The following is a 12,878-nucleotide window of genomic DNA, read 5'->3' on the forward strand; positions in this document are numbered from 1 at the left end:
CCCCCCCCCCCCCCCCCCCCCCCCCCCCCCCCCCCCCCCCCCCCCCCCCCCCCCCCCCCCCCCCCCCCCCCCCCCCCCCCCCCCCCCCGCTGCGGGGGGAAGCACCTGAGCGATCTTTTACGACGGGGGAATCGCGTCAGGCACTGCGGGGGGTGGCCGAGATGGTCCTCAGGTCGGAGTCCGCCGGTTCGGTCAGCCGGTGGTCCCGCTGGTCCAGGTTCACAAAAATCATTCCGTACCGGATGGCGCACCGTACGGGCTGCGGCGCCCCACGGGGCTTGCGCAGGCACCGGTAGGCCCGTACATCCTCGTCCTCGTCCCGGGTGACGACGACCGGCTCACCGAAGACGGTCACCATCAACGAGTCACCGCTGTGGGGGATGGCGGTGACCAGGTCGATGAAGTGCCAGCCCGAGCGGTAGGCGGTGGCCATCTCGCGGCGGAAGGAGCGATCGTCAGGAGGCGTCGTCATGTCAGGACCACTGAGTGTCGGTCGGGCTGGCAACCACGTCTTCGTCGGCAGCCACCCCGGTCTTCACCAACGACCACTGGGTGTCCGCTCGCACGTCGCCCTTCGCAGTGGAGAGGCCATTCAGCGTTCCGAAGGCCACAACGGCGGAGAAGGCGGCGACAAGCACCGAGCGAAGCATTCTCTTACGCATAGTCGGCTTCGTCCTCACTTGAAGGTCCCCTCTTCCCCCGTCGGATAAGACGATGGCTCATTCGGGCACGTCATGACCACACAATCAGTGCATCATGTTCCTGCATGTTCAGGACCCTGGGGGGTGGAGATTTGACTACAAATCCGGCAAACACGGTACATCCCCATGCCATTACTGAACTGTGCGAGGAAGGAAGGCGTCTCTACGCCAATGCTCTGCGCGCAGGGCGTCTCTCGCGCGCGGAGGCGGAAGCCGCCCCCTGCCTGATGGAGTTCGCCCTCCTGCACGCGGATCCCGACGACGCGAACTGGCTGCGCCCGGTGCCTCCCTCGATGGCCCTGGCCCAGCGGCTGGACCCGCTCGAACGCGAGATCTCCGAGCGCAGGAGCGCGTCCCTGAGGATCTCCGAGACCTTCGAGCCCTTCATGTCGCTCACCGTCCAGGGTGCCGCCCCCACGCACGCGATCACCGTGCTGGAAGGCCTGGACCGCATCAACACGGCCCTCGACCTGGCCACGGACCAGTGCCGCAACGAGGTGCTGACGGTCCAGCCGAGCGTCCGCCATCCCCAGCGCAGAGTCATCGAGGGCCTGGAACGCGACCGGACACTGATCGAGCGCGGCGTCCGGATCCGCACGCTGTACCAGCACACGGCACGCTACATCCCCGAACGGCTGGCCTACGTCGACCAGTTCACCAACGGCAAGGCGGAGTACCGCACCATAGACGAGCTGGTCGAGCGCCTCATCATCTGCGACGAGACGGTCGCCTTCATCCCCATACGGGACGACCGGCAGGTCGCCCTGGAACTGCGCCATCCCGGCCTCGTCAGCTACCTCATCAAGGTGTTCGAGTTCATGTGGGACCGCGCCGTGCCGCTGAGCGCCGGGACCCCGTACGAGACCGCCCTCGACGGCATCACCGAGATCCAGCACTCGATCGCCAAGCTCCTCGTGGAGGGCCACGTCGACGAGGCCATCGCGCGCCGGCTGGGCATGAACGTGCGCACCTGCCGGGCCCACATCGCCAAGCTCGCCCAGGCCCTCGGCAGCGGCAGCCGCGCCCAGCTCGGTTACCTCATCGCCCAGTCCGGCATCCTGGACCGGGACCACTGAGGCGAGGCGCGGGCCCGCGGCCAAGGCACACCGCCCGGCTCACCGCCGCTCCCGGCGGTGACGGCCGTGCCCGGCCCGGTCACCTCACAGGACGGTCGGGGACTCCTGGTCCGCGGCGGTGAGGGCGCCGGCCGGACGGCCGGGGCGGTGGCCGTCCAGGCCCACCTGGGCGATGCGGACGCCGAGTTGGGTGCGGCTGGCCGCGCCCAGCGTCTCCGACAGGCGGGCGATGTGGGCACGGCAGGTGCGGACGCTGATGCCGAGCCGCTCGGCGATCACCGCGTCCTGGTGGCCCTCGGCGAGCAGCGCGGCGATGGACTGCTCGCGGTGCGAGATGCCCTCGATGCCGGTGTCGGGCAGGGCGGCGGTCAGCGGGATCGCCAGGCGCCACAGGCGTTCGAAGACCGTGACCAGATACTCGACCAGGGCCGGGTGGCGCAGTTCCAGCGCCATCGTGCGGTCGGTGTTGGCGGGGATGAAGGCCACCGTGCGGTCGAAGAGGATCAGCCGGTCGATGACCTCGTCCAGGGTGCGTGCCTCGACCGTGTCACCCATCAGCTCCAGGTAGTTGAGCAGCCCCTGCCCGTGCCGGGCCACATGCGTGTACAGGTCGCGCATGCGCACGCCCCGGCCGCGCAGGGTCAGCGCCCGGTGCAGCCCCTCGGTCAGCTCGGCCTCCCGCCGGATGCCGCCCGGCTGCACGGTGAGCACCTCGGTGGTGCACGCCTCGGTCGCCTCGTCCATCGCGGCCTGGATGCGGGAGAGCCCGTCCAGGACCCGGATCGCGCTGCCCTCGGCCGGGGCCGCCAGCGCGTTCAGCTGCCGGCCGAGGCCCGCGTACCACTCGAAGGCGGCCACCGCCGAGCCCATCCGCCGCTGGCTCTCGCTGACCTCGTCGTAGACCCCGCGCAGCAGCCTGGTCATGACCTCCTGCGGGGAGGTCGGCACCAGCCAGTCCATGTCGTCCGGGTCCGGGTGCAGCAGAGCCAGTTCCAGCAGACAGGGCACCGGTTCGGCGTCCGTGCGCGGCACCCGCCCCCGGCGCACGGCACGGGAATACACACGGTCCCCGGCCTCGCACAGCCGGTCGGCACCGTGAGGATGCTCCTCCGCCCCGTGCCCGGCCATCGCCCATTCCACCCCCGGTGTGCTGCCACTTCCGCAGCGCAACTATGCGCGGCGGCGACCGGGTCCGCAACACGGCTCTCCCGGCGGGGGCTGCCGCGAACCACCGGTATGCCCGGGTTTCATCCAGGCTCCATCCCCCTGCTTGCAACAAGATGAGGGAAGGTGGTGATCCGGACCGGAGCTGACGCCGCAGGGGCCCCGCCGCGGGGCTACTTCAGGCCGATCGCCGCGCAGGCCGCCTTGTACTTGGCGGTGCAGATGTCCTCGACGGTGTAGATGCCGTCGGCGATGACCGTGTCCTTGATGGTGTCCTTGGTCAGCGCGCTCACCTGGACCAGCTTGGACGGGATGTCCTTGGTCGTGGGGCTGTCGACCTTGTCCTGGGTGAGGGCGTCGAACTGGATGTCCTTGCCCTGGATCTTGGTGACGGCCATCTGCGCGGCGGCCTCGGCCTCGTCCGGGTAGGACTTGTAGACACTCATGTACTGCTCGCGGGTCACCACCCGCTGGATGGCGTCGAGTTCGGCGTCCTGGCCGGTGATCGGGGGCAGGTCGGTGACGCCGACCGCCTTGAGGGCCTTGATGACGCCGCCCGCCATGCCGTCGTTGGCCGCGTAGACGCCGGCGATGTTGTCCTTGCCGATCTTGCTGATCGCCTCGGCCATGTTGGTCTGGGCGTTCTCCGGCTTCCAGTCCTTGGTGTCGTAGGACTCCGCGATCGTCACCTTGCCGTTCAGCTCGGACAGCGCGCCCTGCTTGAACTGCTTGGCGTTCGGGTCCGTGAGCGAGCCGTTCATCATGACGATCTTGTCGGAGGTGTCGACGCCCGAACCCAGCGCCTCCAGCAGCGTGCGGGCCTGCACCTCGCCGACCAGCTCGTTGTCGAAGGAGATGTAGGCGTCGATCGGACCCTCGGCGAGGCGGTCGTAGGCGATGACCGGAATGCCCGCGTCCTTGGCCTTCTTCACCCCGTCGGCGACGGCGTGCGCGTCGACCGCGTCGAGCAGGATGACGTCGACCTTGTCGTCGACCATCTGCTGCAGCTGGTCGGCCTGCCGGGTGGCGCTCGCGTCGGCGTTGGCGTACTTGACCTTGCCCTGCTTCCGGGTGAGTTCGGCCACCTTGTCCCGGATGATGGGGTAGTCGAACCTGTCGTAGCGCGTGTTGGCCTTCTCGGGCAGCAGCAGGCCCACGGTGATGTCGTTGCCCTTGGTGGGGCTCGCGCTCGCGCCGTCCTCCGCCGCGTTCAGCACGCCGCAGCCGGCGAGCGAGAGGGTCATCGTGGACGCGGCCACGGATATGGCGATACGACGCATTCGAGGGCTCACTTCAGGTGCGTTCCGGACGTGGGTGGCGCTATACGACCCAGGTGTCTGAAAAGACAACGCGGAGCCGCCACCCGACGTCAAGCGGAATCACTTAACGAGTCCGCAACACCACGCTCAGCTGTACCTGTGAAGATTACGCGGAACCACCTACAAACCCTCTTTACGGACCCTCCATCCAGCGGAAGTCCACATCCGGGCCGGGATCGGCGCACCCACCCGCCGACAGCGGCGGCACGCGAGAGGGGCCCGCAGGCACGGATGCCTGCGGGCCCCTCTCGCGCGTTCCCGCGCGTCAGTCCGACTGCTGCTGCCGCTTGGGCCGCCACACCACCAGGGCGCTGGTCTGCTGCACCTCCTGGTACGGGACCAGGTCCCGGCGGTAGGAGGCGTGGACGGCGGCCTCGCGCTGCCGCATCGCGGCCGCCGCGCCGTCCAGCGCCGCCTCCATCTCCGCGACGCGGGACTGCAGGGCGGCGACCTGGTTCTCCAGTTCGATGATCCGCTTGATTCCGGCCAGGTTGATGCCCTCGTCCTGCGACAACTGCTGCACCTGGCGGAGCAGTTCGATGTCGCGAGCCGAGTAACGGCGGCCCCGGCCGGCGGTGCGGTCGGGGGAGACCAGGCCCAGGCGGTCGTACTGGCGCAGCGTCTGCGGGTGGAGTCCGGAGAGCTGGGCCGCCACCGAGATGACGTAGACCGGGGTCTCCTCGGTCAGTTCATACGGGTTACGCCGACGGCCGTCCATCACTCTCAAGCTCCCTTCGCGGCCTCGAACAGCTCCGCCCGCGGGTCCTCGTCCGCGGTCGCCTCGCGATACGCCTCCAGTGCGTCACGAGCCTTCCCCGACAGGTCCCCCGGGACACTCACCTCGACGGTGACCAGCAGGTCGCCGCGAGTGCCGTCCTTGCGGACCGCGCCCTTGCCACGGGCGCGCATCGTGCGGCCGTTGGGCGTGCCCGGCGGCAGCTTCAGCGTGACGGCCGGGCCGCCGAGGGTCGGCACCCGCACCTCACCGCCGAGGGCCGCCTCGGCGAACGTCACCGGCACGGTGACGGTGAGGTTGTCGTCCTTGCGCCCGAACACCGGGTGCTCGCCGACGTGCACGACCACATACAGGTCGCCCGCCGGTCCGCCCCGCTCGCCGGGCGCTCCCTTGCCGCGCAGCCGGATGCGCTGCTTGTCGGTGACACCCGCCGGGATGCGGACCTGCATCGTGCGGGACGACTTGGCGCGCCCGCTGCCCTTGCACTCCAGGCAGGGGTGCTCGGCGATCAGGCCGCGGCCCTTGCAGTCGGGGCAGGGGTCGGTGAGCGAGAAGCCACCGCCCGAACCCCGGGCGACCTGCCCGGTGCCGACGCAGGTCGGGCACACCCGCGGGGTGCCGTTCTTGTCGCCGGTGCCGGAACAGGCCTTGCAGGGCTGCTGGGACGTCATCCGCAGCGGGACCGTCGCGCCCTCGATCGCCTCGGTGAAGCTGAGGGTGACCTCGGTGTCGATGTCCTGGCCGCGCCGCGGCTGGGTCCGGGTCGGCCCCGCGCCGCCGCGGTTGAACAGGCCCCCGAAGACGTCTCCGATTCCGCCGCCGAAGCCTCCGCCGCTCTGGGCGTTGCCTCCGAAGAGGTCGCCCAGGTCGAAGTTGAAGGAGCCGCCGCCGGCGCCCGGTCCGGGGCGGAAGCCGCCGTTGCCGAACAGGGCGCGGGCCTCGTCGTACTCCTTGCGCTTCTTGGGGTCGCCGAGCACGTCGTTGGCCTCGGAGATCTCCTTGAAGCGCTCCTCGGCCTTGACGTTGCCCTTGTTGGCGTCCGGGTGGAACTCGCGGGCGAGCTTCCGGTACGCCTTCTTGATCTCGGCCTCGGTGGCGTCCTTGGGGACGCCGAGGACCTTGTAGTAGTCCTTCTCGATGAAGTCCTTGGTGCTCATCCCCGACGTCCCTCCTCTCCTGCGTCGTCGGTGATTACGTCAGCCCTCCTCCGGGCCACCGTTCTCCTTGTCGTCGCCCTCCGCCGCGGTGTTCTCCTCGGCGCCCTCGCCCTTGACGGTCTGCGCGCCGGGCTGCGGTTCGGCGACGGCCACCCGCGCGGGGCGGATGGTGCGCTCGCCGATGCGATACCCGGGCTGGAGGATCGCCACGCAGGTCGTCTCGGTGACGTCCGGCGCGTAGGAGTGCATCAGGGCCTCGTGGATCGTCGGGTCGAAGGGCTCGCCCTCCTTGCCGAACTGCTGCAGGCCCATCTTGGCCGCGACGGTCTCCAGCGACTCGGCGACGGACTTGAAGCCGCCGACCAGTTCACCGTGTTCCCGGGCGCGGCCGATGTCGTCGAGCACGGGCAGAAGCTCGGTCAGGAGGTTCGCGACGGCGATCTCCTTGACCGCGACCCGGTCACGCTCGACGCGGCGGCGGTAGTTCTGGTACTCGGCCTGGAGGCGCTGGAGGTCCGCCGTACGCTCGCCGAGCGCCGTGCGCACCTGGTCCAGCTGGGCCACCAGGCCCGCGTCTGCACTTACGTCCCCGGCCGGGGCCGCCCCCTCTTCGGGAGCGGCCTTCGACTCGGCGTCTTCGGGGGTCGCGCCGGAGGGGACGTCGGGCTTCTCCTCGAAGCCCGGGGTCTCCTCCGTCACGCGGCACCGTCCTTGCGCTCGTCGTCCACGATCTCGGCGTCGACGACGTCGTCGTCAGCGGGCTTGGCGCCGCCCGCGGTGGCACCCTCGGGACCGCCGGGCTGCGCGGCCTGGGCGTCGGCGTACATGGCCTGGCCCAGCTTCTGCGAGACGCCCGCGACCTTCTCGGTGGCGGTGCGGATCTCGGCGGTGTCCTCGCCCTTGAGGGCTTCCTTCAGCTCGCCGACCGCGGCCTCGACCTCGGTCTTGATCTCGCCCGGGACCTTGTCCTCGTTGTCCTTGAGGAACTTCTCGGTCTGGTAGACGAGCTGCTCGCCCTGGTTGCGGGTCTCGGCGGCCTCGCGGCGGGCGTGGTCCTCCTCCGCGTACTTCTCGGCCTCCTGGCGCATGCGGTCGACCTCGTCCTTCGGCAGCGAGGAGCCGCCGGTGACGGTCATCTTCTGCTCCTTGCCCGTGCCCAGGTCCTTGGCGGTCACGTGCATGATGCCGTTGGCGTCGATGTCGAAGGCGACCTCGATCTGCGGGACGCCACGCGGGGCCGGGGGCAGACCGGTCAGCTCGAACATGCCGAGCTTCTTGTTGTACGCCGCGATCTCGCGCTCGCCCTGGTAGACCTGGATCTGCACGGACGGCTGGTTGTCCTCGGCCGTCGTGAAGATCTCGGAGCGCTTGGTCGGGATCGTGGTGTTGCGCTCGATCAGCTTGGTCATGATGCCGCCCTTGGTCTCGATACCGAGGGACAGCGGGGTGACGTCGAGCAGCAGGACGTCCTTGACCTCACCCTTGAGGACACCGGCCTGGAGCGCGGCGCCGATGGCGACGACCTCGTCCGGGTTGACGCCCTTGTTGGCCTCGTTGCCGCCGGTCAGCTCCTTGACCAGCTCGGCGACGGCGGGCATACGGGTGGAGCCGCCGACGAGGACGACGTGGTCGATCTCGCCGAGGGCGATGCCGGCGTCCTTGATGACGTTGTGGAACGGCGTCTTGCAGCGCTCCAGCAGGTCGGCCGTCAGCTGCTGGAACTGAGCCCGGGTGAGCTTCTCGTCCAGGTGCAGCGGGCCCTCGGCGGACGCGGTGATGTACGGCAGGTTGATCGAGGTCTCGGTGGAGGAGGACAGCTCGATCTTGGCCTTCTCGGCGGCCTCGCGGAGGCGCTGCAGGGCCATCTTGTCCTTGGACAGGTCCACGCCGTGGCCGGACTGGAACTGCTTGACCAGGTAGTCGACGACGCGCTGGTCCCAGTCGTCACCACCGAGGTGGTTGTCACCGTTGGTGGCCTTCACCTCGACGACGCCGTCGCCGATCTCCAGGAGGGACACGTCGAAGGTGCCGCCACCGAGGTCGAAGACGAGGATCGTCTGGTCGTCCTTGTCGAGGCCGTACGCCAGAGCGGCCGCGGTGGGCTCGTTGACGATGCGCAGGACGTTCAGACCGGCGATCTCGCCGGCCTCCTTCGTCGCCTGGCGCTCGGAGTCGTTGAAGTAGGCCGGGACGGTGATGACCGCGTCGGTCACCTTCTCGCCCAGGTAGGCCTCGGCGTCCCGCTTCAGCTTCTGCAGGATGAACGCGGAGATCTGCTGCGGGTTGAAGTCCTTCCCGTCCAGCTGGATCTTCCAGTCGGTGCCCATGTGACGCTTCACCGAGCGGATGGTCCGGTCCACGTTCGTGACCGCCTGGCGCTTGGCGACCTCGCCGACGAGCACCTCACCGTTCTTCGCGAAGGCGACGACGGACGGCGTGGTCCTGGCACCCTCGGCGTTGGTGATGACGGTGGGCTCGCCGCCCTCCAGAACGCTGACGACGGAGTTAGTCGTGCCCAGGTCGATGCCGACCGCACGTGCCATGGTTGATTCCTCCAGCTGACTTGAGTGGAACAGGCTCAAGTGTGCATGAGGAGACGCGACGGGTCAACAGACCTGAGCCAGCCAGACTCAAGTCTTATCCGTTCCTTACACGCAACCGGCCGCTGACCTGCGTCGATTCCGTGCGTCGGGGCGGCTGGACAGGGATGCGAAGGAGTACGAGGACGGCCAGCAGCGCCGCTCCCCCCACCCACAGCACGGCCCCGTCCCCGGTCCATCCGGTGTGCACGAGCACCCCGACGAGCACCGAGGAGAAGGAGGCGGCGCCCAGCAGCACGACGGACCCCTGAGGAGTGAGCCCGAGCCGCCGCAGCCGGTGCGCGAGATGGTCCGGCCGCCGCCTGAGCAGCGGGTGCCGGGCCGTCAGCCGGGCCAGGACCACGAGGACGGCGTCGGCGGCGGCGACCGCGCCGAGGCAGAACACCACCGCCGCGCTCGGCCCGATCGCGTACCCCGCGCGCGTGAAGACGACGGACGAGGACAGCAGGAACCCGGTGAACAGCGACCCGCACGCCCCCATGCCGACCCTCGCGGGATGCCAGTTGTGCATCAGGAAGCCGGTGAGAGCGGCGGCGAACACGCTCAGCAGCACGGCGAGGCCGTCCATCACCTCGGCGGCGGCACAGGCACCCGCCCCGAACGCGGTGACCACCCCGACCGTCCCGGCCAGCCCGTCGGCGTGATCGAGCCCCTTGAAGGCGAGAGAGGCGAGCACGATCCAGCCCACGGCCAGCGCCCCGCCCGGCACACCCGTCGCGTCGTACGGCACCACACAGGCCGCCGCCACGGCCGTACCCGCGACCAGCACACGCGCGCGCAGCCGCCACACGTCGGCGACCAGGCCCAGCGCGGCGACCACGGTGGCGGCCATCAGCAGCCGCCCGACCCCGTCCCCGAGCGGGGCGACCCGGGTCCATTCCCCCGTCCAGGCGACCAGACAGGTGACGGTCACGACGGCGAGCCCGCCGAGCACCGGCAGGGGCCGCTGGCGGCGCGGGTCGAGGACGCCCAGCCGCAGCCCGGGCACCCTGAGCAGCGCCGCGAACACTGCGGCGAGGAGGAGGGCGGCTGTTGCGGCGGCGATCCCGTAGAGCACGGCTCTAAGGTAGGGGCGAATGTAGCAATTCGGTATGAATAACACGATCGGATTGCCTGCCGGAAGCACCGGACACACCCTGAGGACCCCCGGAGGAAGGCGGCCCTCAGCGACTCAGATCACCCCGCGCTCCGCTGCATCCCGACGGAAGATGGGGGTAGTCTCAGACGGACTGCATAAGTTACCGCTTAGTAATGTCGCTCAGTTAAATTCCAGGCCGCCTCAGGAGCCCCAATGCAACTCGCCGCGATCATCGTGTCGCTGGTCCTGATCGTGGTCGGCGTGGCACTGTTCGGCCGCGCCCTCCTGCAGATCTTCAACTTCATGCGGCTGGGCCAGCCGGTGCCGGCCGGTACGCGGACCAACGATCCCACACAGCGCACCATCACCGTGGTCAGGGAGTTCCTCGGCCATACCAGGATGAACCGCTGGGGCGTCGTCGGTGTGGCGCACTGGTTCGTGGCGGTCGGCTTCCTCACCCTGCTGCTGACGATCGTCAACGCGATCGGCCAGCTGTTCCAGGCGGACTGGATCCTGCCGATCATCGGCGAGTGGGCGCCGTACAACGTGTACGTCGAGTTCATGGGCACGATGACGGTGGCGGGCATCCTCGTCCTGATCGCCATCCGCCAGCTGAGCCACCCGCGCAGGCCGGGCCGCAAGTCCCGCTTCGCCGGATCCAACTTCGGCCAGGCGTACTTCGTCGAGTCCGTCATCCTCGTCGTCGGCGTCTGCATCTTCATGCTGCACGCCCTCGAGGGCGCCCAGCACCACGTGGACGGCTACGAGGCCTCGTTCTTCATCTCGTACCCGGTCGTCTCCTGGTTCGAGGGCATGGACGTCTCCACGCTCCAGAACCTCACCTACTTCTTCGCCGGCGTGAAGATCGCGACCTCCTTCATCTGGATGATCACGGTCGCCCTCAAGACCGACATGGGTGTGGCCTGGCACCGCTTCCTGGCCTTCCCGAACATCTGGTTCAAGCGCAACGCCGCCGGCGAGACCTCCCTCGGCGCGCTGCTCCCGATGACCTCCGGCGGCAAGCCGATCAACTTCGAGGACCCGGGCGAGGACGACGTCTTCGGCGTCTCCCAGGTCGAGCAGTTCTCCTGGAAGGGCCTGCTGGACTTCTCCACCTGCACCGAGTGCGGCCGCTGCCAGTCGCAGTGCCCCGCCTGGAACACCGGCAAGCCGCTGTCCCCGAAGCTGCTGATCATGTCGCTGCGCGACAACGCCCACGCCAAGGCGCCCTACCTGCTCGCGGGCGGCGGCAAGACCGTGGAGGGCGAGGAGAAGGCGTCCGAGGAGCAGCTGAAGAACGTTCCCGCCGCCGCTCTCGCCGAGGCCGAGCGCCCCCTGATCGGCACCGCCGAGGAGAACGGCGTCATCGACCCGGACGTCCTGTGGTCCTGCACCACCTGCGGCGCCTGTGTCGAGCAGTGCCCGGTGGACATCGAGCACGTCGACCACATCGTCGACATGCGCCGCTACCAGGTCATGATCGAGTCCGCGTTCCCGTCCGAGGCGGGCACGATGCTCAAGAACCTGGAGAAGAAGGGCAACCCCTGGGGCCTGGCCAAGAAGCAGCGCCTGGAGTGGACCAAGGAGGTCGACTTCGAGGTCCCTGTCGTCGGCAAGGACATCGAGGACCTCTCCGAGGTCGAGTACCTGTACTGGGTCGGCTGCGCCGGTGCCCTGGAGGACCGCGCCAAGAAGACCACCAAGGCCTTCGCCGAACTCCTCCACATCGCGGGCGTCAAGTTCGCGATCATGGGCGGGGACGAGAAGTGCACCGGTGACTCCGCCCGCCGCCTCGGCAACGAGCCCCTGTTCCAGGAACTCGGCATGGAGAACGTCGCCGCTCTGAACATGGCGTTCGGTGAGTCCCTCAACGAGGAGGGCGAGGTGGACGAGTCGACGAAGAAGCCGAAGTCCGCGAAGAAGATCGTCGCGACCTGCCCGCACTGTCTCAACACCCTCGGCAACGAGTACCCGCAGCTCGGCGGCGACTACGAGGTCATCCACCACACCCAGCTGCTGCAGCACCTGGTGGACGAGGGCAAGCTGATCCCGGTCACCCCGGTCGAGGGCATCATCACCTACCACGACCCGTGCTACCTGGGCCGCCACAACAAGATCTACACGCCGCCGCGCGAGATCATCGGCAAGGTCCCGGGCCTGCGCAACGAGGAGATGCACCGCCACAAGGAGCGCGGCTTCTGCTGCGGCGCCGGCGGCGCCCGGATGTGGATGGAGGAGCGGATCGGCAAGCGCATCAACAACGAGCGCGTCGACGAGGCCCTCTCCCTCAACCCGGACATCGTCTCCACCGCCTGCCCGTTCTGCCTCGTCATGCTCACGGACTCCGTGAACGGCAAGAAGAACGAGGGCAAGGCCAAGGAGTCCATCCAGGTCGTGGACGTCGCCCAGCTCCTGCTGGACTCCGTCAAGACCCCGGTCCCGGACGACGAGCCCCCGGCGGGCACGGCCGAGTCGGAGACCGAGCCGCAGCCGGAGCCGGTGAAGTAGCGGCCCCCGCACGGCCGGCAGCGACCGGCCCCTGAGAACCGACGGCGCCCCCTGACCCGCACAGGCAGGGGGCGCCGTCGTTCGCATGTCACAGGCCGGGGCGCCGTCTCGTCTCAGGGGCGCAGGCATCCTCGACCAAGGAGCGGATGATGGACCTCGCGCTGTGGATCACTGCCGGACTGCTGGCCGCGGTGGCCCTGACCGGTGGCATCAGCAAGACGTTCGTACCCCGGCGGAAGCTGGCCGAGGCCCATGGCGGGGGCTGGACCGCGGACGCCGGCGTCGCATTCGTCAAGACGCTCGGCGTCCTCGAACTCCTGGCCGCGGCGGGCCTGGTCCTGCCCGCCGCGCTCGGTATCGCACCGGTCCTGGTGCCGGTGACCGCCGTCTGCTGGATCCTGCTGATGATCGGCGCGATGATCACCCATGGCCGCCGTGGCGAATCCGCGTTCGTGCTGCTGAACCTGGTCTACCTCGCGCTCGCGGTACTCCTCGCCTGGGGCCGCTTCGGCCCCGGGCCCTTCAGCGGCTGACCGGCG

Annotated in this window: 12 protein-coding genes; 3 read left to right on the plus strand and 9 right to left on the minus strand. The window is 69.3% G+C overall.

All coding sequences use genetic code 11. The features are described from left to right. Nucleotides 1-136 precede the first annotated feature (136 nt). A complete protein-coding gene (locus ACZ5CW_RS28645; protein WP_356938489.1) occupies nucleotides 137-472 on the minus strand; it encodes a hypothetical protein in 336 nt (111 codons plus the stop codon). 1 nt (nucleotide 473) lies between these two features. Next, on the minus strand, nucleotides 474-638 hold the full coding sequence (locus ACZ5CW_RS28650) for a hypothetical protein (RefSeq protein WP_468606312.1): 165 nt from the start codon (nucleotides 636-638) through the stop codon (nucleotides 474-476). A gap of 128 nt (nucleotides 639-766) precedes the next feature. On the opposite strand from ACZ5CW_RS28650, the gene ACZ5CW_RS28655 reads away from it, so the two are divergent. Next, on the plus strand, nucleotides 767-1,777 hold the full coding sequence (locus ACZ5CW_RS28655; RefSeq protein WP_468606314.1) for a helix-turn-helix transcriptional regulator: 1,011 nt from the start codon (nucleotides 767-769) through the stop codon (nucleotides 1,775-1,777). An 84-nt stretch (nucleotides 1,778-1,861) separates the two neighbouring features. Here ACZ5CW_RS28655 and ACZ5CW_RS28660 read toward each other — a convergent pair whose 3' ends face one another. The 7 genes from ACZ5CW_RS28660 to ACZ5CW_RS28690 form a co-directional block, all read right to left on the minus strand. After that, nucleotides 1,862-2,905, minus strand: a complete 1,044-nt coding sequence (locus ACZ5CW_RS28660; RefSeq protein WP_468606316.1) for a helix-turn-helix transcriptional regulator — start codon at nucleotides 2,903-2,905, stop codon at nucleotides 1,862-1,864. A gap of 209 nt (nucleotides 2,906-3,114) precedes the next feature. Continuing rightward, nucleotides 3,115-4,221, minus strand: a complete 1,107-nt coding sequence (locus tag ACZ5CW_RS28665; protein WP_468606318.1) for a sugar ABC transporter substrate-binding protein — start codon at nucleotides 4,219-4,221, stop codon at nucleotides 3,115-3,117. Nucleotides 4,222-4,525: 304 nt separating this feature from the next. Next, the gene (locus tag ACZ5CW_RS28670) at nucleotides 4,526-4,978 is read right to left on the minus strand and encodes a heat shock protein transcriptional repressor HspR (protein WP_351844589.1); all 453 of its coding nucleotides are present in this window, start codon (nucleotides 4,976-4,978) and stop codon (nucleotides 4,526-4,528) included. A gap of 5 nt (nucleotides 4,979-4,983) precedes the next feature. Further along, the gene (gene dnaJ / locus ACZ5CW_RS28675) at nucleotides 4,984-6,153 is read right to left on the minus strand and encodes a molecular chaperone DnaJ (RefSeq protein ID WP_468606321.1); all 1,170 of its coding nucleotides are present in this window, start codon (nucleotides 6,151-6,153) and stop codon (nucleotides 4,984-4,986) included. A gap of 39 nt (nucleotides 6,154-6,192) precedes the next feature. Then, nucleotides 6,193-6,852 carry a nucleotide exchange factor GrpE gene (gene grpE, locus ACZ5CW_RS28680; protein ID WP_468606323.1) on the minus strand — a complete coding sequence of 220 codons (660 nt, stop codon included), beginning with the start codon at nucleotides 6,850-6,852 and terminating at the stop codon, nucleotides 6,193-6,195. Beyond that, the gene (dnaK, locus tag ACZ5CW_RS28685) at nucleotides 6,849-8,696 is read right to left on the minus strand and encodes a molecular chaperone DnaK (protein WP_468606325.1); all 1,848 of its coding nucleotides are present in this window, start codon (nucleotides 8,694-8,696) and stop codon (nucleotides 6,849-6,851) included. Before dnaK ends, grpE begins: the two co-directional genes overlap by 4 nt. A gap of 94 nt (nucleotides 8,697-8,790) precedes the next feature. After that, the gene (locus ACZ5CW_RS28690) at nucleotides 8,791-9,810 is read right to left on the minus strand and encodes an MraY family glycosyltransferase (protein WP_468606327.1); all 1,020 of its coding nucleotides are present in this window, start codon (nucleotides 9,808-9,810) and stop codon (nucleotides 8,791-8,793) included. A 234-nt stretch (nucleotides 9,811-10,044) separates the two neighbouring features. On the opposite strand from ACZ5CW_RS28690, the gene ACZ5CW_RS28695 reads away from it, so the two are divergent. Next, a complete protein-coding gene (locus ACZ5CW_RS28695; protein WP_468606329.1) occupies nucleotides 10,045-12,339 on the plus strand; it encodes a (Fe-S)-binding protein in 2,295 nt (764 codons plus the stop codon). A gap of 149 nt (nucleotides 12,340-12,488) precedes the next feature. Beyond that, complete coding sequence (locus tag ACZ5CW_RS28700) at nucleotides 12,489-12,872, plus strand: DoxX family protein (RefSeq protein WP_468606626.1); 384 nt, start codon at nucleotides 12,489-12,491, stop codon at nucleotides 12,870-12,872. Nucleotides 12,873-12,878: the final 6 nt, after the last annotated feature.

The organism is Streptomyces sp. NPDC031379, from assembly GCF_055569615.1.